The sequence below is a fragment of the Arthrobacter sp. Rue61a genome, from assembly GCF_000294695.2.
Taxonomy (GTDB): Bacteria; Actinomycetota; Actinomycetes; order Actinomycetales; family Micrococcaceae; genus Arthrobacter; species Arthrobacter aurescens_A.
The window spans coordinates 4128920-4147058 of the sequence record NC_018531.1 but is presented as its reverse complement, the minus strand read 5'-3'; the positions used below and the strand labels follow the sequence as shown (position 1 = coordinate 4147058).

Genomic DNA, 18139 nt, shown 5'->3' with positions numbered 1-18139 from the left:
GTCAAGCGCTTGATGCCTTCTCGCAGGTCAGGGCGCTTAATGGACGCTACGATCGATGCATGGAATCCCTGGAACGGCGCCATGGCCGCGCGCCCCGCTCCCAACGCGTGACGGCCGCGATGGTGGCCGCCCGTGCAGGGGTTTCCACGGCCACCGTGTCACTGGTGGCGAACGGCAAAACCCAAGGCCGGGTATCCGATGACAACATCTCCCGGGTCCGCTCTGCGATTGCCGAGCTCGGCTATGTGGTGGACAGCATTGGCAGTTCCCTGGCCCGCGGCGTCAGCTCGATCGTCATTCTTGTGACCCCGGACGTGTCCAACCCCTTCTTTGCCAACGTCATCACCGGGGTACGGGAATCGTTGGGGTCCGAGTATCAGCTGCTGCTTTCCGTGACCGACGCCGGAGAATCACCCCAAGCCGATGACGTTCGCAAACTGCTGGCGCTCCGTCCTGCCGGCTTGCTGGTAGGTGCTCCCAGCGCGGAATTCCTGGAAGACCTGTCCGCAGCCGCGCCCCTGGTATTGCTGGACGCGCCGGGGTTGGAATCGTTTGCTCCCTCCGTGAACCTTGATGTCGCCCAGGGAGCCCGGGAACTGGCCCGTCATCTCGCTGCTTCCGGGCACACCCGGGCCGCTTATGTGGACGGCGTGACAGGTACTACTACCTTCCAGCTGCGCCGCGAAGCCTTCTTGGCGGAGGCTGCTTCATGTGGACTTTCAGTGGCCGACGGGCACGTCATCAGCACCCCGATCGACGTCGGTGCTGCCGCCGCCGCGTTCGCAGACGCCTGGCCGGAGTGGCAGCGCGAGGGGGTCGCCGCCGTCGTATGCGGTACCGATACGCACGCCTATGGCGTGCTGCAGGAAGCGCGCGTGGAGGGTGTCCGGATCCCTGAGGAGTTGGCCGTGGCGGGCTTCGATGATCTGCCGTACTCGGCCACCAGCAACCCAAGCCTCACCACCGTCCATCTGCCGGCTACGCCGCTGGGGCGCAAAGCGGGGGAGCAGCTGCGGGGACTCATGGAAGGCGTGCCGTTGGAGGAGCCCCATGTGACACTCGAGAGCTCGCTGGTGGTGCGGGGATCTACGTCACTTAGTTAGGTGACAGCGGGCGGAGCTGCGCTTCCAATACGGGGTTCGACACCGTGAAGTAGATCTGGGGAGCGGTCATGTCGCCCCAGTCCTCCTTTTTCACGCGGACAGCGGAGGGCGTTACCTCGGCGATCCGCACGCGAAGCCAAGCACCGTCGTCGAGGAGCAGTTCGTGAGGTTCGGCGAGGTAGCGGAGGCCGAGTTCATCAAGAGTTTCCTCGGCGGTGAACCAATCCACAACTGCTGTGCGGGGGCGTCCCAGCATGTCAATGGCCACGAATCCGTCATCCACCGGCTTCATCCAGCCCACGTGCTCACGGTCGTCCGCTCGTCGGTGTTCGATCCAGTCCGCTTCCATGGCTTCGACGGTAGCACCGCGTTTTGCTGAGACGCGTCGAGGCTTAGTGTCTGAAATCCGTGGCTAGTGGATGACCGCCAGCAGGATGCCCACCAGGACGAACAAGCAGCCAAACACGCGATTGAGGACCTTCTGGCCCTTTTGGTCATGGGTAAATCGCTGGAACGACCGCGCGGCAAACGCGAAGAAGAACCACATCACCATGATGTCGATGATGATGACCGTAGCCGTCAGTACCGCGTATTGCTGGAGCAACGGCTGGTCCGGCCGGATGAATTGCGGCATGAAGGCCAGGAAAAAGACGATCGCCTTCGGGTTCAGCAAGTTCACCCAAATGCCGCGCTGGAACATGGAAAGGGCGGACTCGTTCTTCTTGTCCGCAACCTCTTCCTTGTCCAGGTCCGGCTTGTGCAGGAACTGGCGAATACCGAGGTACACCAGGTATGCGGCGCCGGCGTAGCGGATGACGTTGAAGATCACCGGCGAGTTGGAGACCAGCACGCCCACGCCCAGAGCGACGATCACAATATGGATGACCAAGGCCACCTGTTGGCCGAGAATTCCCCAGATGGAGCGTCGGAAGCCGGAATTGAGCGAGTTGCTCATGGTGAAGATGGCACCGGCGCCGGGAGTGAAACTGATCAGGGTGCCGGCGCCAACCAGGGCCAGCCAAAGTGAAAACTGCACCACCTCAGCTTATGCCGGTGAGGTGGGTGGTCTGGACGCGTACCGCCGCCACCTACTTTGCCGGCGACCCAGCGGGAACGCACCCGGAATAGGTTGATTCCCGTGCCCTCGCAGATCAAAGTAGGTGGTGAAGGTACAACCACGGCCGCGGCTTAGGGCAAACTGGTGCCGTGAGCGGAATCCCCTGGGTACTCCACGTCGATCTCGACCAGTTCATTGCGGCTGTCGAGGTACTCCGCCGGCCTGAACTCGCCGGCAAACCGGTCATTGTGGGTGGCCGGGGAGATCCCACGGAACGGGCTGTGGTGTCCACCGCGTCCTACGAAGCCAGGGCCTTCGGAGTTGGTTCCGGCATGCCCTTGCGCATCGCAGCACGCAAAGTGCCCGACGCCATCATTCTCCCCGTTGACCAGGAGGCCTATCTCGCGGCCTCGGAGATGGTGATGGCCACCCTTCGCGAACAGCCCGGAGCCACTGTTCAGGTGCTGGGCTGGGATGAGGCCTTCGTCGGCATCGAAACCGAGGACCCCGAAGCTTACGCCAAGCAGATCCAGGCCGCCGTCCTGGAGCGAACGCAGCTGCACTGCAGCGTGGGCATCGGCGACACGTTGGTCCGTGCAAAGAACGCCACGGATTTCGGCAAACCGGCAGGCATCTTCCGGCTGACTAAAGAGAACTGGCTGGACGTCATGGGGAGCCGGCCCACCAAGGAGTTGTGGGGCGTCGGTAGCAAAGTGTCGCAGCGGCTGGCCAAGCACCACATCACCACGGTGGCTGAGCTCGCAGCGAGCAATCCCCAGGATCTCGTCCCGGAGTTCGGCCCGAAGATGGGCCCTTGGTACGCAGAACTGGGACGGGGTGATGGCGCCAGCGAGGTGGATGACACCCCGTGGGTGGCCCGCGGGCACAGCCGCGAGACCACCTACCAGCAGGATCTCACCGAGCCTTCACAAATCGAGGACGCCGTGAAGGAGCTGACAGCGCACGTCCTCGAAGACGTCGCAGCGGAGGGGCGGCCGGTCATCGGGCTGACGCTCAAAGTCCGTTATGTGCCGTTCTTCACCAAGACGTACGCAAGGAAGATCCCCGAGTCGTTCGACCGCGGGGAAGTCCTGGCGCAAGCCTTGGATCTCACAGGAAAGATCGAGCCTGACCGTCCCATCCGGCTCCTCGGCTTGCGGGCGGAAATGTCCATGCCCGACGACGCCCGAAAGGGACACACGCCCACGCGCGGCGGCTGGTAACAGCTAACGCACGACGGCGGCCCGGCAGCTACCAGCGCGGGTGAATCGCTGCGCGGAAGTGGCGGTCATAAATGTCCCGAACTCCCTCAGCCAATCCGGAACCCACGGACTGCATTCCACCCGCCTCGGCGTTTGCTGCCGCCTGGGACGCCGAGCGTGCACCGGGAATGACCGATGTGACACCGTCCTGGGCGATCACCCAGGCGAGGGCCGCTTGGGCGGTGCTGACGCCGTCGGGTACTAATTCGCTGAACTCTTGGGCGGCTTTGACGCCGGTCGCGAAGTCGACGCCCGAGAACGTCTCGCCGACGTCGAAGGAGGAGCCGTCGCGGTTGTAGTTCCGGTGGTCGTCCTCAGGGAACTCGGTGTCCGGCGTGTACTTCCCGGACAGCAAACCGGAGGCAAGCGGCACCCTGGCGATGATCCCCACTCCGGCTTCCTTCGCTGCGGGCAGTACCTCGTCGAGGGGCTTCAGGCGGAAGGCGTTGAGGATGATCTGCACGGACGCGGTGTTTCCGCGCTTGATGGCTTCGAGGGCCTCATCGGTTCGCTCGACGCTGACGCCGTAGTTGCGGATAGCCCCCTCGCTGACGAGGGTGTCCAGTGCGTCGTAGATTTCGTCGCTGCTGTAAACGGACGTGGGAGGGCAGTGCAGTTGAACGAGGTCCAGGGTGTCCTGTTGCAGGTTCCGCCGTGAGCGGTCGGTCCACGCCCGGAAGTTCTCCAATGTGTAATTTTCGTGGACTTGATCAACTCGGCGGCCCATCTTGGTGGCAACCGTAAGGTCTAGCTCGGGATGGGCTTGCAGGAAGCGGCCGATGAACTGCTCGCTGCGGCCGTCGCCGTAGACGTCTGCGGTGTCGAAGAAGTTGACGCCGCCTTCCACCGAGGCTTCAAGGACTTCAAAGGCGTCCCCTTCGGTGACGGAACCCCAGTCGGCTCCCAGTTGCCACGTTCCCAGTCCGATGGTGGAGACGGATCGGCCGGTCTTGCCAAGTATGCGTTGTTCCATGGTTTCGACTATATGGGGTTACTGCTCGTCCATCCGCGCTACCTTTCCCATTAAGTACTTTCGTTCGGGCAGGCTTCCGGTCTTCTTGGCCGCCGAGAGGTACGCTGCGCGGGCCTCCACATAGGCGCCGGACATCTCCAGTAGGTGGCCCCGCACGGCGTCCAAACGGTGTGTGCGGCCAAGCGCGCCATCCAACCCGACAAGCAGCTCAAGCCCGGCGGCCGGCCCATGCACCATGGCCACGGCGACCGCGCGATTCAGCGTGACCACGGGACTGGGTGCCACGGCTTCAAGCACTGTGTACAGCGCGAGAATCTGAGGCCAGTCTGTCTGATCGTTGGAGGCAGCCTCCGCGTGAACGGCAGCGATGGCCGCCTGAAGTTGATAAGGCCCCGCGGCCCCGCGACCGAGCACGGAGGACAGCAGAGCGATGCCCTCCTCGATCTGGTCCCGGTTCCAGAGGCGTCGGTCCTGCTCCGCCAACGGCACAGGCGTTCCGTCTGCCAAAGCACGAGCTGAGCGTCGGGAATCGGTGAGCAGCATCAGTGCCAGCAGGCCAGTCGCCTCGAGTTCACGCGGCGCAACGGCCACGAGCAGGCGCGTCACTCGGATGGCTTCAGTGGTGAGTTCCTCACGCTGCAGCGACGGACCCGAGCTGGCCGCGTAGCCTTCGTTGAAGATCAGGTACAGGACGTGAAGCACGACGCCGAGCCTTGCCTTGCGCTCGGAAGGCGGCGGCATGGTGAACGTGGCACCCGCCTTCTGGATCCCCTGTTTCGCCCGGCTGATGCGCTGACCCATGGTCGCTTCGGGGACCAGGAAAGCTGAGGCGATTTCCGCCGTCGTGAGTCCTCCAACTGCCCGGAGTGTTAGGGCGAGTTGCGATGGTGCGGACAACGCGGGGTGGCAGCAGAGGAACATCAGGGTGAGGGTGTCGTCGGCTTCCGAAACTGAGCTGTGGTAGAAATCGGAGTCCATGGCCGCAACACGTTCCTCGCGTGTTCGTCGGGCGCTTTCGCTTCGATAAAAGTCCACCAGTCGGCGGCTTGCGACGGCCATCAGCCAGGCCTTTGGGTTGTCTGGTAGCCCGGAAGGCCACTGAAGGGAGGCCTCAAGGAGTGCTTCCTGGACGGCGTCCTCGCAAGCATCGAACTGGCCATGCGTCCGTGCCAGCACGCCGAGGACCTGCGGCGCCAAAGTGCGCAGCAGGTCCTCGATTCGTCCGTCCGGTGGGGAAACCAGTTATACCTCCGGCGGAGCTTCCTGGGGCGGAGCTTGCTGAACTTCGCGGAGTTCAACTACTTGGGCGTACTTCACGATGCTTGAACAGATCTCCACGGCCCGTTCCTCGCTGGCAACATCAACCACCCAATACCCAACAAGCGACTCCTTGGATTCGGCATAGGGGCCGTCGGTGGTGATGACGCCGTCGGGGGTTTGCTTGACGAGCTTCGCGGTGCTGCCGTCGGCCAGGCCTGCGTTGAACACCATCTCGCCGGACTCAGTCAGGTCCTTGTCGATCTGGATCATGAATCCGATCATTTCCTGGATCCATGCAGGGTCGGCGGTCTCCATCATGCCCTCGGTCGAACCGAACATCATGATCATGTATTTCATCTCAAACTCCTTGTGAGGGGCACCCGTTCTGGGCGCTTTCACTCATGGGTCGGAACAGCGGTGGGCTTTTCTACATGGTTCGACAAACTTTTTTTGGAGACTACGCCCGGGCGATGACCTCGCCGTTGGGAATGAGGAAGAAGCCGTCATCGGTGGCTCCCCAGCGGTGCCAGCCTGCAGCGATCCGGGCGAGGTCGGCCTCGTTGGCGAAACCGTACTCCAGGGCTTGCTCGGCGAACGCTGAGTGCAGCACCCGTTCGCTCCAGACCCGGGATTGCCAGGCGCGTTGTTGGGCGGTGGCGTAGAGCCAGTTGCTGCTGGTGGGCGCCACCTGAGTGAAACCTGCTTGCTGGGCCCACGAAACAAGGCGACGGCCGGCGTCGGGTTCTGCTCCGTTGCGGCGGGCGATCTTCTGGTAGAGCTCCATCCAGTCGTCCAGCTCGGGGACTTCCGGGTACCAGCTCATACCGTGGAAATCGGCGTCGCGCACCGCAACTATGGCTCCGGGTTTCGCCACCCTGCGCATTTCGCGGAGGGCGGCGACGGGGTCTGTCAGGTGCTGGAGAACCTGGTGTGCGTGGACAAGGTCGAACGACTCGTCCTCAAAGTCGAGATCGTAGATGTTGCCGGTCTGGAACGTCACGTTGTCCACGCCGCGCTCGGTTGCCAGTTCGGTGGCCTGAGCCACGATGTCTGCAGACCGGTCCAAGCCGATCACTTGCCCGGGCGCAACCAGCCCCGCGAAGTCGCAGGTGATGCTGCCGGGTCCGCACCCGACGTCGAGCACTGACGTTCCCGGGGTGAGATGGGGAATCACAAACGCGGCCGAATTCTCGACCGTCCGTGAGGCGTGGGCCCGGACAACCGACTCGTGGTGCCCGTGGGTATAGACATCTTCAGGCTGCTGCGCGTTCATAGGGAAACGCTACAACTTGGAAGGTGGAATTAGGTGGAACGTGTTGAGTCGGGTTGGCCGGCTTCCTCGCGGGCCGCCAAAGTGGCTTCCACCATATCGCTCATGAACCGGGTGACAAGCTCCAATTCCTCAGAGCTGTAGGCGGCCATGGCTTGGCCCATCCGGATGGCCAGCGGCATGAACATGGCGCTTCCATCCCGGTACGCCTTGGGTGTCATCTGCAACTGGACTTGCCGACGGTCCGTGCCAAGACGTTCGCGCACCACGTGCCCGGAGGCATGCAAGCGATCAACCAACGCCGTGGTAGCGGGGGAGCTGAGCCGGAGTTCGGCGCGGAGAACACCAGGCGTGACCACCTTGCCCGCCGCGGAGTGGCGCATGATGACGGCCAGCGCGTTCAGGTCCGTGCGGTGCATGTCGTTCCGGCCGCCAGCTGCGTCCACGTAGTGGTTGGCTTCCAGGGTGAAGTCCTGGAGGAGGCGCACGAGTTCTTGGGGGGCCGCGTTTTCGGGGCGGCCATCACCGGGGCGGCCCTCAGCGGGGCGCGGGACTGTTGGGTCCGACATGTCCGCCCTCCTGCCAGCGTTGTCTTGTCTTTACTGCCTTCCGGATATTACTCCCAGGGGTCCGGGAATCCGGCATCTGCAGCAATCTGGTCTTGGAATAGTTCCATGATAGAGATAATCTATGGTGGAATAAAGGATGAATCGCATCCCCGGAGAAGAAGGACTCATGAACTCGCAGAAAGTACCGTTCTGGCTCCGCTGGCTAGTGCCCGTGGTGCTGGTCATCACGTGGCTCGGCATCGCCGGCATCGGCGGCCCCACCTTTGGGCGGTTGGAGGAGGTCTCCTCCAACGACCAAGCCTCATTCCTTCCCGCGGGCGCCGAGGCCACGGAAGCCGGCGACTGGCAGGCCAAGTTCCGGGACTCCGAAGAGATTCCTGCCGTGGTCATCGTGGAGAACGACGCCGCCTTCACCCCGGCCCAGCTGGGCGAAGCAGCCCAACTAAAAGCCGACATTGAGGCACTCAAGCTGGGGAGCGCCGTCGTCGGGCCCATCCCCTCGGAGGACGGCAAAGCCGTCCAGTTCATCGTCCCCATGGCGTCCTCCGATGAGCTGCGCGAGAAAGTCCAGGAGCTGCGCGACGTCGTGCAGCCCGGTGCCCCGGAGGGAATGCAGGCGTTCGTCACCGGGCCGGCTGGGCTGACCGCCGACCTCGTCAACGCGTTCGGCGGAATCGACGGCATCCTGCTGTTGGTTGCGCTGGGGGCCGTGTTTGTGATCCTGCTGCTGGTTTACCGCTCGGTAGTGCTGCCGTTGGCGGTGCTGTTCACCTCGGTCTTCGCCTTGTGCGCCGCGATTCTGCTGGTATTCGGTATGGCCAAGCTTGGGTGGATCCAACTGAACGGCCAGAGTCAAGGCATTCTCTCGATCCTGGTGATTGGCGCGGCAACCGACTATGCACTCCTGTACGTGGCGAGGTTCCGTGAAGCCCTGACCCACACCACCAATCGCACGCAGGCAGTCATCACGGCATGGAAGGCATCGTTCGAGCCGATCCTCGCATCCGGTGCCACGGTGATCATCGCGCTTCTCTGCCTGCTTTTCTCTGACCTGAACTCCAACAAGGCGCTGGGACCTGTGGCCGCCGCAGGAATTCTCTGCTCCCTGTTTGCCGCGCTCACGCTCCTGCCCGCGCTCATGGCTTTGCTGGGCCGTGCAGCGTTCTGGCCCTTCCGTCCCAAATTGCTGCCCGACGACGAACGCGAACCTGAGATTGCCACCGGCCTTGAGGGGCAGAAGGGTCTGTGGCGCGCCACGGGTCGCCTGGTCTCCAAACGGCCGCGGGTTGTTTGGGTTGCTTCCGTGCTGCTGCTGCTTGCCGCGTCCACGGGCTTAATGCAGTTGAAGGCCAATGGAGTTCCGCAAACGGATGTCATTCTTTCCGCATCCGACGCCGTGGACGGCCAGGAAGCGCTGGCGCGCCACTTCGACGCCGGCAGCGGCAGCCCCGCCGTCGTGGTCGCCTCGCAAGGTGCCGCGCAGCAGGTCCTGGACAAGGTCAAAGCAGCCGACGGCGTGGGCGACGCCTACCTGCTGGCGGACGGAAACGTCCCCATCACCGGGGCTCCCGGTACTTCCGCCGAACCGGCTGTCCGCGAGGGCAGGGTCCTCATCAATGCCACCTTGAACTCCGCTGCCGATTCGATTGAAGCTGAAGAGGCCGTGAAGTCGTTGCGGGTGGCCGTGAAGGAGGCGGACGCCAACGCTTTGGTAGGTGGAGTCACCGCAACTGCGCTGGATACCAACACCACAGCGCAACGCGACCTGGTTGTCATCATCCCGATCGTGCTGGTGGTCATCCTGTTCATCCTGATGCTGCTGCTGCGCTCGGTGGTGGCGCCGGTGCTGCTGGTGTTGTCGGTGGTGCTGTCCTATGGCGCCGCGATGGGCGTCTCAGCGTGGGTCTTCAACGGAGTCTTCGGATTCTCCGGTGCCGACGCCACTGTGCCGCTGTTCGGTTTCGTGTTCCTGGTTGCCCTCGGCGTGGACTACAACATCTTCCTGATGAGCCGTGTCCGTGAAGAGTCGTTGAAACACGGGACGCGTCCGGGAATCCTGCGCGGATTGGCCGTAACCGGCGGTGTGATCACCTCGGCCGGCGTGGTTCTTGCCGCTACTTTTGCGGCCCTCGGTGTCATCCCCATCATGTTCCTGGTGCAGCTCGCCTTCATTGTGGCGTTCGGTGTGCTGCTGGATACCGTGCTGGTCCGCTCCCTGCTGGTTCCCGCGCTTGCCTACGACATCGGCAGCAAGATCTGGTGGCCGGGCAAGCTGGCGCGCGAGTCTTCAACGGTTTCGGTAGGGCCGCGCGAGGAGGAAGACGCCCCGGTGGGTCGGTAGTCGTCAGTCAATGACGGGGGAGCGGCGCTCCAGCAGCAGGGTGTCCTGCCATTGTCCGGCGGCGGGTCCGGTGCTCAGACGAGCAATACGGTCGCGCCGCCCGACGATGGCAAAACCGTGGGCCTGATGCAATCGAATGCTGGCTTCATTCTCAGGAAAGATGCTGGATTGGATGGTCCAAATGCCCTTTGCCTCGGTAGAGGCGGCGAGCGCTTTCAGGAGTCGGGCGCCGATGCCTTGTCCCCTCGCCGCCCCGGCCACGTAGATGGAATGCTCAACCACTCCGGCGTAGGCCGGACGCGAGGAAACCGGGGAGACGGCAGTCCAGCCAAGGATTTCGCGCTCGCTGTTGACCGCTACCAGGCGGTGGTCCTTGAGCCTGGAGTTGTTGAAGGCAGCCCATTCGGGGGCTTTTGTCTCGAAGGTGGCGTAGCCGGTGTCGATGCCTTCCTGGAAGATCCCCCTGACGGCTGGCCAATCTTCAGGCTCCATGGCCCTGAGTGCAACCGTCACAGCTTGGCCAGGATGCCGGCTACGTTATCCAATGCGCCGGGAACCAGTGAGTAATAGGCCCACGTTCCGCGCTTCTCCCGGTGCAGCAGGCCTGCGTCTACCAGGATCTTCAGGTGGTGCGACACGGTCGGTTGGCCGAGGCCCAGGGGCTCGGTGAGGTCGCAGACGCATGACTCGCCCGAAGATTCAGCTTTGACCATGGAGAGAAGCCGCAATCGGTTGGGGTCAGCCAGGGCCTTGAAGACCAGCGCCTTCTGCTTGGCTTGCTCAGCATCCAAGGCAGGCTGGCCCGTCGGCTCGCAGCAGTCTTGGGCCGTGGTGGGATCGAGTGTGGGCAGTGCGGTCATGTAACCATTATGCGCGTATATTGACGCTCATCAATGTAGACTCGTTTGCCTGGCGGATCACCAAGAACCGGACCAGCATTGATGGCCTGGCCGCCTACCACTTTGACTCGGCGGCTCCAGCGGGCACCTGACCCCAGGTCAACGGCGCACAGCGGGCGCCTCGTTCTGCAATTGCTTCTGCTTCAGCTTGTCCTGTGACCGCCTTACCTTCTTGCGTTTGCGCCGACGCTTGATTTGTCCGCTAAACGGAGGCCGGGGTGTGCCGCGCCGGGGGCCGCTCCAGAAAGTCCCACCCAGGAGAATGCCGGCCAGGGCGCCATACGTCCATACAAACGGCAGAGCTGGCTGACCGATATTCCCAGCGACGAAAATCAGCAGAAAGAATTCGACGGGTATAACCAGTAGGAGCATGTTCCTGGTCAGTGCCGATGGCGGGAAACGGAACAATGCCCAGCCGCAGACCAAGGCGCCCGCCAGGACGGCGGCGACTGGCGCCGTCGGATTTTGGAAGATGAGGTGAGCCAGACCGGCTGCCAGAAGGACAGCCACGCAGGTTCCGTTGATCAAGACCGGGCGTCGGCCGCCAGCGGTTCCCTCGCCGTCTTGGTCGTTGCCATCGCCCTTCTTGGTGGTCGCGGGTCGCGGTCGCTTTCCTGACCACGGGTATCCGCTGGCGATTGCCCCTGCCATGAACCCCAAGAGCCACGAGGCGGCTGCAGGGACTCCCAGATCGTCCTCTGCCGAGGTTAATGACAAGGAGATCAGGAGCACTCCGAAGAGCATCACCATGGAGGCTCGGGATGTTGGGGGAACTTCCCGGAACAGGAGGAAAGTGTAAGCCGCCCCCAGGGCGAAGAACGGTGATGCTCCCGGCAAGTTGCTGCGGGCCATCCACACAAAAGCAACCACGAGGGCAATGATCACCCCGGCATAGAAGATGCGGCTGGACCATTGGTTCGATTTCTTCATTTCAGCATTCCCCCCGGGTACAAGGGTAGATCAAGCTCGCTTGTCCACGGGGTGGGGCACCACCACATCCTCGGCGACGCGCGAACCCGTGGGAAAAAGCAGCAGGAGAAGACCCAGCCCAACTGCCGCGCCGATCAGTTGCGCCAAGACAAAGCCCGGTGCGGAGCCGGGTGCGATGCCCGCAAACGTGTCGCTGAAGATTCGTCCCACCGTCACTGCAGGGTTCGCGAAGGACGTTGACGACGTAAACCAGTAGGCCGCACCAATATAGGCGCCGACAGCGGGGGCTGCCAGGGAGCCCCGTTTAGTGGCGGCAAGGGAGAAGATCAGCAGAATCAGGCCGGCCGTTGCCACGACTTCACCCAGAAGGTGGCCTGGGGTTGTGCGGTCTTTGCTGGATATTGTGGTGCCGACCTCAAACATGGCGTTCGCCAACACGCTGCCGCCAACCGCCCCCACAGTCTGCGACGCAATGTACGCGCCCAGTTCCCTCAGCGACAGTCCGCTGCCGGTCCGCCGGGCCAGGATCCAGTCCGCCAGGGACACTACCGGGTTGAAGTGCGCGCCGCTGACTGGTCCAAAGATCAGTATGAGGACTGTCAGCCCGAGCACGGTGGCGGTACTGTTCTGCAGCAACTGCAGGCCAACGTCATTCGGGGAGAGCTGCTGCGCCGCGATGCCGGAGCCGACAACGATGGCCACCAGCAGGCAGGTGCCCAGAGCTTCAGCGAGAGCGCGCCGCCACAGGGCAGTCGGGTGAGAAGTCATAAAAGACAGCTTGACCGATGAAAGTAGTTCAGTCAAAATTGAATCAATGGATATTGAGCAAAGTTCGAGTCTTTTGGAGAGGGCCGCCAAGTACGCGGCCCTGAGCGACCCTGCACGGCTGCGCATCGTAGACCTGCTGACCTTGGGAGACCTATCACCCACTGAGCTGCAAACGGAATTGGGCATGCCTGCGAATCTGCTCTCGCACCATCTGCGATCCATGGAGGCTGCGGGGCTGGCGGTCCGGCATCGCTCGGAAGCCGACAAGCGGCGAAGCTATGTTCGGCTGGCACCCGGCGCGCTGGAAGGCCTCACTCCCGGCCGCGAGCACGGGGCGCGGCGGGTCTTGTTTGTGTGCACCCGCAATAGCGCCCGCTCGCAATTGGCTACCGCTTTGTGGCGGACGGCCAGCGACATCCCGGCGGTTTCGGCGGGAACGCATCCGGCGGAACATGTGGCGCCAGGTGCTGTGGACGTCGCCCGCCGCCACGGTTTGGACCTTGGGGGCTCCAAACCCCGCTTGATCGACCATGTGGCCGGTGACGAAGATCTGGTGATCACCGTCTGCGATAACGCCCATGAGGAACTGCCAGGGCTGCACGGCATTCACTGGTCCATTCCGGATCCGGTGCGACTCGACAGCGAGGAGGCGTTTGAAGATGTGTTCGCCGACATTTCACGCCGCGTCCACGATCTCGCCCCCCGACTGCGAGCGGCTTAGTTCTACAGCTTTCCGTATATTGACAATCGTCAATCTATAGGCCGATACTCAATGCATCGATGAATATCGATATCCCTCATCGCGGCATTGGTGCGGATCGATCCCAACCAGACCCAACTGACACAGGAGAACCCCCGTGAGCACCGAAACCGCCAAGAAGCCGTCCGTTCTGTTCGTCTGCGTTCACAACGCAGGCCGCTCGCAGATGGCCGCCGCTTTCCTCACCACACTCTCGGAAGGCGCCATCGAGGTCCGTTCAGCCGGCTCGCAGCCCGCAGACAAGGTGAACCCCGCTGCGGTGGAAGCAATGTCTGAGCTTGGTATCGACATGTCGGCCGAGATCCCCAAGGTCCTCACCACTGAAGCCGTCAAAGAATCCGACGTAGTGATAACCATGGGCTGCGGAGACGAGTGCCCGTACTTCCCCGGCAAGCGCTACGAGGACTGGGTTCTTGAGGACCCCGCCGGGCAGGGTGTGGACGCCGTTCGGCCGATCCGCGACGATATCAAGACCCGCATCGAGGGCCTTATTGCGTCACTGACCCCCGCCGCCAAGTAACCCCAACTACCAGGAGCGACTCCCGTGAGCAACGAACAACTGATCATCATCGGGTCCGGCCCTGCTGGCTACACGGCGGCGATCTACGCCGCCCGTGCCGGTTTGAACCCCCTGGTTCTGGCCGGTTCCGTCACCGCCGGTGGCGCCCTCATGAACACCACGGAAGTGGAAAACTTCCCCGGCTTCCCGGGCGGTATTCAGGGACCCGAACTCATGGATGGACTCCAAGAGCAAGCGGAAAAGTTCGGCGCTCGGATAGTGTTCGACGACGTCACTGAGGTTGATCTCAAGGGTCACCTCAAGCGCGTAGTCACCGGAGCCGGTAAGACCCACGAGGCACCTGCCGTCATTCTCGCTACGGGCTCTGCATATAAGGAGCTCGGTCTTCCGGAAGAAAAGAAGCTCAGCGGCCACGGAGTTTCCTGGTGTGCCACGTGCGACGGCTTCTTCTTCCGCGAGCAAGACATCATCGTTGTGGGCGGCGGTGACTCTGCGATGGAAGAAGCCACGTTCCTGACACGCTTCGGGAAGTCCGTCACGGTAGTGGTCCGGAAGGGTGAGCTGCGGGCATCCCGGATCATGGCGCAGCGTGCCAAGGACAATCCCAAGATCACCTTCGCTTGGAACTCGGCTATTACGGCCATTCATGGGGACACGAAGGTCACTGGTGTAACGCTCAAGGACACGCGTACCGGTGAGACCCGTGAGCAGGCTGCCACAGGAATTTTCGTAGCCATCGGTCATCTGCCGCGGACAGAACTGGTGGAAGGACAAGTGGACCTCGACGCCGAGGGCTACATCAAGGTGGCCTCGCCAACCACCATGACCAACCTCTCCGGTGTGTTCGCGTGTGGCGACGCCGTTGATCACCGCTATCGCCAAGCCATCACTGCGGCGGGCACAGGATGCGCTGCCGCTCTCGACGCTGAGCGTTACCTCGCCGCCCTGGACGACGCCGACAGCATTGCAACTGCACTGGTCGAAGAGCCTACCCACTTCTGAGCTTTACCCAACGGAGGTATGAGTTACCCATGGTTGAGAACCTTCCCGTCGCCGTGATCGGCGCTGGCCCCATCGGCTTGGCTGCAGCGGCCCACCTGCTGGAGCGCGGTCTGGAGCCAATAGTTTTCGAGGCCGGGCCATCAGCGGGTGCCGCGATTGAACAGTGGCGGCATATCCGGTTGTTCTCACCCTGGAGGTTCAACCTCGACGATGCGGCCCTGCGGCTGCTCGAACCCACAGGCTGGGAATCGCCTCGTCCCACAGCCCTGCCCTACGGCGGTGAACTCATTGATGGCTACCTCGCCCCGCTGGCATCACACCCCGCCCTTGCCTCCCGCTTGCGGACCGGCGCACGCGTCACCGCAGTCACCCGCGCCGGCCTCGACAAAACCCATGTGCGCGACCGCGACACCACCCCATTTATCGTCCGCGTTGAACACGCTGACGGGGAGGTGCGCGACTACACGGTGTCGGCTGTCATCGACGCCTCCGGCACTTGGTCAAACCGCAATCCCCTTGGCACTTCAGGTTTGCCTGCCATCGGTGAGGTTCGTGCATCGGACCGGATCTCGTCACCCCTTCCCGATGTTTCCGGGCGGGATCGGGCATCGTTCGCTGGCCGACGTGTCTTGGTGGTCGGAGCGGGCCACTCCGCAGCGAACACCCTGATCAACCTCGCGGAACTGGCCAAGGAAGATCCCGAAACACGCATTCTCTGGGCCATCCGCGGCGCATCCCCGGAGAAGGTCTACGGCGGCGGCGATGCTGACGGCCTGCCCGCACGCGGACAGCTCGGCTCACGACTTCGCCGTCTGGTGGATGCCGGCACGATCGAACTGCACACAAGCTTCGGCATCAGTTCGCTGGCCGATTCCGAGCACGGCGTGACCGTACTCTCCGGTGACGGTCGCAGTGTGGTGACGGACGTCGTCGTGCCTTGTACCGGATTCCGCCCCGACCTGGACATGCTCCGGGAACTGCGTCTGAACCTGGACCCTGCTGTTGAAGCGCCTACGGAACTGGGGCCCCTGATCGATCCCGAATTTCACTCCTGCGGCACTGTCCCGCCGCACGGCGCGAAGGTTCTCGCCCACCCGGAGAAAGACTTCTACATCGTCGGCATGAAGTCGTACGGCCGTGCACCCACCTTCCTGTTGGCCACCGGCTACGAGCAGGTCCGATCCGTGGCTGCGGCGCTGGCAGGGGATCAGGCGGCGGCTGACACCGTGCACCTGAAGCTACCGGAAACCGGTGTCTGCTCATCCGACGCCGGTACCAGCTGCGACGTGCCTGCCGGGGTTCAGTCGTTAGCGGACCAGCAGTCCAGCGGTTGCTGCTCCGCTCCGGAACCAGTGCTCATTGGCATCCCCACGGGATTGGCTCACGGCCGCTCCGCCGCAAACTGACTCCACCACAACCAGCCTGCCCATCCAAGGGAGTAGTGCCATGACCGACCAACAGGAAACGACGCTGGGACTGCAGGACAACACCGAAGTCCTGCACCGGATAAGCAATCGACTTGCGGACCGATTCAGTGGGGTCTTCGCCCCTGAAACAGTGGAGCGCTACGTCTTCGAGTCCTACACGGCCCTGGCCCGGACGGCGAAGATCAGCGCCTACCTGCCGGCGACTACCGAGCACTTCGCCAACGATCGGCTGGCCGCCCTCGCCAAGTCCAAGAACCCCGTGGTTTCCGAAATCCCCGAGGTGTTGTTCGTCTGTGCGCAGAACGCAGGAAGGTCCCAAATGGCCGCGGCCCTGCTCAACGTGGAAGCCAAGGGGAGGGTCCGGGTTCGCTCGGCTGGTTCCATGCCAGCCTCGGAACTGGACCCCCGGGTGGTCGCCGTCATGAATGAAATGGGCCTTGACCTGGGCAAGATCTACCCCAAGCCCCTCACGGACGATGTTGTGCGGGCCTCGGACGTGGTCATCACCATGGGATGTGGGGACTCCTGCCCGATCTACCCTGGTAAGCGATACGAAGACTGGGAAATCACCGACCCCGCAGGCCAATCCCTCGACACTGTCCGGGAAATCCGCGAGGAGATCCATAAACGCATCAAGGCCTTGGTGTCGTCCCTCACTAAAGAAGCAGCGCTCTAATGACCCTTCAACACCCCGCAGTCCTCTTCGTCTGCAGCAAGAACGGGGGCAAGTCCCAACTCGCTGCCGGCCTGATGCGTGCACTCGCCGGGGACAAAGTCACTGTCTATTCGGCCGGCACCAAACCAGGCGACTCCTTGAACAGTCAGGCCGTGGACTCCCTCACGGAGCTGGGCATCAATGTCACCGGTGAGTATCCCAAGCCTGTCACCAACGAAGTCCTCAGTCTCGTGGACGCCGTCATTGTCTTGGGCGCGGAGGCCAAGCTCGATCCGCCTCCCGGCAAACTGTTTGAAGTATGGGACACCGACGAACCCTCCGAGCGTGGCATCCAAGGCATGGAACGCATGCGCCTGGTCAGAGATGACATCCACGCACGGGTTCAGAAGTTGTACGGCGAACTCGTGGGCAGCCTGTGACTAGGCGCTGACGGTGTTCCGTTCACGGTAACCGTCGGCGGCGTAAACACCCAGGACCCGAACCTCGGTGGTGAAGAACTCGAGTTCCTCCAGCGCACGGCGGAGTCGAGCATCCTCAGGGTGCCCTTCGACGTCGGAAAGGAACATGGTGGCTGCGAACTCGTCGCCCACCATGTAGCTTTCCAGTCGCGTCATGTTGAGGCCGTTGGTCGCAAAACCGCCAAGTGCCTTGTAAAGGGCCGACGGAACGTTGCGGACGCGGAACACAAAACTGGTGATCGCTGGACCGGGCAGTTCTTCCTTGGTGGGAAGCTCGCGTTCACGGGCCAGAACAACAAAGCGTGTGGTGTTGGTGGGATCGTCCTCCACTCCGGAGGCCAACACTTCAAGCCCGTAAAGCCCGGCAGCGAGCGGCGGAGCGAGGGACAACTTCCGGGGATCGTTCCAGTCCCGGACTTCGCGGGCCGAGCCGGCGGTGTCACCAGCGATGACGGGCTTAAGGCCGGCTTCCCGGATGATCCTGCGGCACTGCCCCAAAGCGTGAATGTGGCTATGGACCTCCGTGGCGCCTTCAATGGTGCTGCCCGGGATCCCTAAAAGGTCGAAGCGGATGGGCAGGAAGTACTCGCCGACGATCTGCAGCTTGGACTGGGGGAGAAGGACGTGGATATCGGCCACTCTCCCGGCGATGGAGTTCTCAATGGGGATCATGGCCAGATCCACTTCGCCGGTGGACACTAGTTCAAAAGCGTCCTCAAAGCTCGCACATGGAACCCTTTCCAGTTCGGGGAACATTTCCTTGCACGCGAGATCCGAATTGGCTCCCGGCTCACCTTGGTACGCAATCTTCTGGGCCATGCTGCTCATGGTTACATGCGGAGCCTTCCGCAACCCAACCGCGTC

21 protein-coding genes are annotated in these 18139 nt (G+C 62.9%); 9 read left to right on the top strand and 12 right to left on the bottom strand.

Going from position 1 to position 18139, the window contains the following annotated elements; translation table 11 throughout:
* The first annotated feature begins 59 nt into the window (after positions 1 to 59).
* The gene (locus tag ARUE_RS18920; RefSeq protein WP_014922919.1) at positions 60 to 1103 is read left to right on the top strand and encodes a LacI family DNA-binding transcriptional regulator; all 1044 of its coding nucleotides are present in this window, start codon (positions 60 to 62) and stop codon (positions 1101 to 1103) included.
* Here the strand turns inward: ARUE_RS18920 and ARUE_RS18915 are convergent.
* Positions 1096 to 1452 (bottom strand): hypothetical protein, encoded by a 357-nt coding sequence (locus ARUE_RS18915; RefSeq protein WP_014922918.1) that lies wholly within the window; start codon positions 1450 to 1452, stop codon positions 1096 to 1098. The genes ARUE_RS18920 and ARUE_RS18915 overlap by 8 nt on opposite strands.
* Positions 1453 to 1515: 63 nt before the next feature.
* The gene (locus tag ARUE_RS18910) at positions 1516 to 2139 is read right to left on the bottom strand and encodes a LysE family transporter (protein WP_043471529.1); all 624 of its coding nucleotides are present in this window, start codon (positions 2137 to 2139) and stop codon (positions 1516 to 1518) included.
* 170 nt (positions 2140 to 2309) lie between these two features.
* Between ARUE_RS18910 and ARUE_RS18905 the strand changes: the two genes are divergently transcribed.
* Entirely contained in the window at positions 2310 to 3383 is a 1074-nt protein-coding gene (locus ARUE_RS18905; RefSeq protein ID WP_011776256.1) for a DNA polymerase IV, read from the top strand.
* Between the two features lie 28 nt (positions 3384 to 3411).
* Here the strand turns inward: ARUE_RS18905 and ARUE_RS18900 are convergent, their stop codons facing one another.
* The 5 genes from ARUE_RS18900 to ARUE_RS18880 all read right to left on the bottom strand — a co-directional run bounded on the left by ARUE_RS18900 (position 3412) and on the right by ARUE_RS18880 (position 7494).
* On the bottom strand, positions 3412 to 4395 hold the full coding sequence (locus ARUE_RS18900; RefSeq protein WP_014922917.1) for an aldo/keto reductase: 984 nt from the start codon (positions 4393 to 4395) through the stop codon (positions 3412 to 3414).
* A gap of 18 nt (positions 4396 to 4413) precedes the next feature.
* On the bottom strand, positions 4414 to 5604 hold the full coding sequence (locus tag ARUE_RS18895; protein WP_502691474.1) for an RNA polymerase sigma factor: 1191 nt from the start codon (positions 5602 to 5604) through the stop codon (positions 4414 to 4416).
* 33 nt (positions 5605 to 5637) lie between these two features.
* Positions 5638 to 6012 (bottom strand): YciI family protein, encoded by a 375-nt coding sequence (locus ARUE_RS18890; protein ID WP_014922915.1) that lies wholly within the window; start codon positions 6010 to 6012, stop codon positions 5638 to 5640.
* A 100-nt stretch (positions 6013 to 6112) separates the two neighbouring features.
* The gene (locus ARUE_RS18885) at positions 6113 to 6928 is read right to left on the bottom strand and encodes a methyltransferase domain-containing protein (protein WP_014922914.1); all 816 of its coding nucleotides are present in this window, start codon (positions 6926 to 6928) and stop codon (positions 6113 to 6115) included.
* Between the two features lie 29 nt (positions 6929 to 6957).
* The gene (locus ARUE_RS18880) at positions 6958 to 7494 is read right to left on the bottom strand and encodes a MarR family winged helix-turn-helix transcriptional regulator (protein ID WP_014922913.1); all 537 of its coding nucleotides are present in this window, start codon (positions 7492 to 7494) and stop codon (positions 6958 to 6960) included.
* 166 nt (positions 7495 to 7660) lie between these two features.
* On the opposite strand from ARUE_RS18880, the gene ARUE_RS18875 reads away from it, so the two are divergent.
* Positions 7661 to 9835 (top strand): MMPL family transporter, encoded by a 2175-nt coding sequence (locus tag ARUE_RS18875; protein WP_043471526.1) that lies wholly within the window; start codon positions 7661 to 7663, stop codon positions 9833 to 9835.
* Positions 9836 to 9838: 3 nt separating this feature from the next.
* Here ARUE_RS18875 and ARUE_RS18870 read toward each other — a convergent pair whose 3' ends face one another.
* The 4 genes from ARUE_RS18870 to ARUE_RS18855 form a co-directional block, all read right to left on the bottom strand.
* Positions 9839 to 10327, bottom strand: coding sequence for a GNAT family N-acetyltransferase (locus ARUE_RS18870; protein ID WP_051025128.1), 489 nt, complete (start codon positions 10325 to 10327; stop codon positions 9839 to 9841).
* A gap of 17 nt (positions 10328 to 10344) precedes the next feature.
* Complete coding sequence (locus ARUE_RS18865; protein ID WP_014922910.1) at positions 10345 to 10695, bottom strand: ArsR/SmtB family transcription factor; 351 nt, start codon at positions 10693 to 10695, stop codon at positions 10345 to 10347.
* Between the two features lie 138 nt (positions 10696 to 10833).
* Positions 10834 to 11664, bottom strand: a complete 831-nt coding sequence (locus tag ARUE_RS18860; RefSeq protein ID WP_014922909.1) for a hypothetical protein — start codon at positions 11662 to 11664, stop codon at positions 10834 to 10836.
* Positions 11665 to 11694: 30 nt separating this feature from the next.
* Positions 11695 to 12432: an aquaporin gene (locus tag ARUE_RS18855; RefSeq protein WP_014922908.1), complete on the bottom strand. Its 738-nt coding sequence runs from the start codon at positions 12430 to 12432 to the stop codon at positions 11695 to 11697.
* A gap of 46 nt (positions 12433 to 12478) precedes the next feature.
* Between ARUE_RS18855 and ARUE_RS18850 the strand changes: the two genes are divergently transcribed.
* The 6 genes from ARUE_RS18850 (at position 12479) to ARUE_RS18825 (ending at position 17236) form a co-directional block, all read left to right on the top strand.
* Entirely contained in the window at positions 12479 to 13153 is a 675-nt protein-coding gene (locus tag ARUE_RS18850; protein ID WP_014922907.1) for an arsenate reductase/protein-tyrosine-phosphatase family protein, read from the top strand.
* Between the two features lie 136 nt (positions 13154 to 13289).
* A complete protein-coding gene (locus ARUE_RS18845) occupies positions 13290 to 13712 on the top strand; it encodes an arsenate reductase ArsC (RefSeq protein WP_011776244.1) in 423 nt (140 codons plus the stop codon).
* A 24-nt stretch (positions 13713 to 13736) separates the two neighbouring features.
* The gene (gene trxB / locus ARUE_RS18840; protein WP_011776243.1) at positions 13737 to 14714 is read left to right on the top strand and encodes a thioredoxin-disulfide reductase; all 978 of its coding nucleotides are present in this window, start codon (positions 13737 to 13739) and stop codon (positions 14712 to 14714) included.
* Positions 14715 to 14743: 29 nt separating this feature from the next.
* A complete protein-coding gene (locus ARUE_RS18835; RefSeq protein WP_014922906.1) occupies positions 14744 to 16120 on the top strand; it encodes an FAD-dependent oxidoreductase in 1377 nt (458 codons plus the stop codon).
* Positions 16121 to 16160: 40 nt separating this feature from the next.
* Positions 16161 to 16817 (top strand): arsenate-mycothiol transferase ArsC, encoded by a 657-nt coding sequence (locus ARUE_RS18830; RefSeq protein WP_014922905.1) that lies wholly within the window; start codon positions 16161 to 16163, stop codon positions 16815 to 16817.
* Positions 16817 to 17236 (top strand): arsenate-mycothiol transferase ArsC, encoded by a 420-nt coding sequence (locus ARUE_RS18825; RefSeq protein ID WP_014922904.1) that lies wholly within the window; start codon positions 16817 to 16819, stop codon positions 17234 to 17236. The genes ARUE_RS18830 and ARUE_RS18825 overlap by 1 nt, the downstream gene beginning before the upstream one ends.
* On the opposite strand, the gene ARUE_RS18820 is transcribed toward ARUE_RS18825, so the two are convergent.
* A complete protein-coding gene (locus tag ARUE_RS18820; RefSeq protein ID WP_043471523.1) occupies positions 17237 to 18094 on the bottom strand; it encodes a prephenate dehydratase in 858 nt (285 codons plus the stop codon).
* Positions 18095 to 18139 lie beyond the last annotated feature (45 nt).

Excerpts from the sequence above, each read along its gene's own strand:
- ARUE_RS18920 (WP_014922919.1), top strand. The coding sequence starts at position 60 with ATGGAATCCCTGGAACGGCGCCATGGCCGCGCGCCCCGCTCCCAACGC.
- ARUE_RS18915 (WP_014922918.1), bottom strand. The coding sequence starts at position 1,452 with ATGGAAGCGGACTGGATCGAACACCGACGAGCGGACGACCGTGAGCAC.
- ARUE_RS18900 (WP_014922917.1), bottom strand. The coding sequence starts at position 4,395 with ATGGAACAACGCATACTTGGCAAGACCGGCCGATCCGTCTCCACCATC.
- ARUE_RS18890 (WP_014922915.1), bottom strand. The coding sequence starts at position 6,012 with ATGAAATACATGATCATGATGTTCGGTTCGACCGAGGGCATGATGGAG.
- ARUE_RS18885 (WP_014922914.1), bottom strand. The coding sequence starts at position 6,928 with ATGAACGCGCAGCAGCCTGAAGATGTCTATACCCACGGGCACCACGAG.
- ARUE_RS18880 (WP_014922913.1), bottom strand. The coding sequence starts at position 7,494 with ATGTCGGACCCAACAGTCCCGCGCCCCGCTGAGGGCCGCCCCGGTGAT.
- ARUE_RS18875 (WP_043471526.1), top strand. The coding sequence starts at position 7,661 with ATGAACTCGCAGAAAGTACCGTTCTGGCTCCGCTGGCTAGTGCCCGTG.
- ARUE_RS18870 (WP_051025128.1), bottom strand. The coding sequence starts at position 10,327 with ATGGAGCCTGAAGATTGGCCAGCCGTCAGGGGGATCTTCCAGGAAGGC.
- ARUE_RS18865 (WP_014922910.1), bottom strand. The coding sequence starts at position 10,695 with ATGACCGCACTGCCCACACTCGATCCCACCACGGCCCAAGACTGCTGC.
- ARUE_RS18860 (WP_014922909.1), bottom strand. The coding sequence starts at position 11,664 with ATGAAGAAATCGAACCAATGGTCCAGCCGCATCTTCTATGCCGGGGTG.
- ARUE_RS18855 (WP_014922908.1), bottom strand. The coding sequence starts at position 12,432 with ATGACTTCTCACCCGACTGCCCTGTGGCGGCGCGCTCTCGCTGAAGCT.
- ARUE_RS18850 (WP_014922907.1), top strand. The coding sequence starts at position 12,479 with ATGGATATTGAGCAAAGTTCGAGTCTTTTGGAGAGGGCCGCCAAGTAC.
- ARUE_RS18835 (WP_014922906.1), top strand. The coding sequence starts at position 14,744 with ATGGTTGAGAACCTTCCCGTCGCCGTGATCGGCGCTGGCCCCATCGGC.
- ARUE_RS18830 (WP_014922905.1), top strand. The coding sequence starts at position 16,161 with ATGACCGACCAACAGGAAACGACGCTGGGACTGCAGGACAACACCGAA.
- ARUE_RS18825 (WP_014922904.1), top strand. The coding sequence starts at position 16,817 with ATGACCCTTCAACACCCCGCAGTCCTCTTCGTCTGCAGCAAGAACGGG.
- ARUE_RS18820 (WP_043471523.1), bottom strand. The coding sequence starts at position 18,094 with ATGGCCCAGAAGATTGCGTACCAAGGTGAGCCGGGAGCCAATTCGGAT.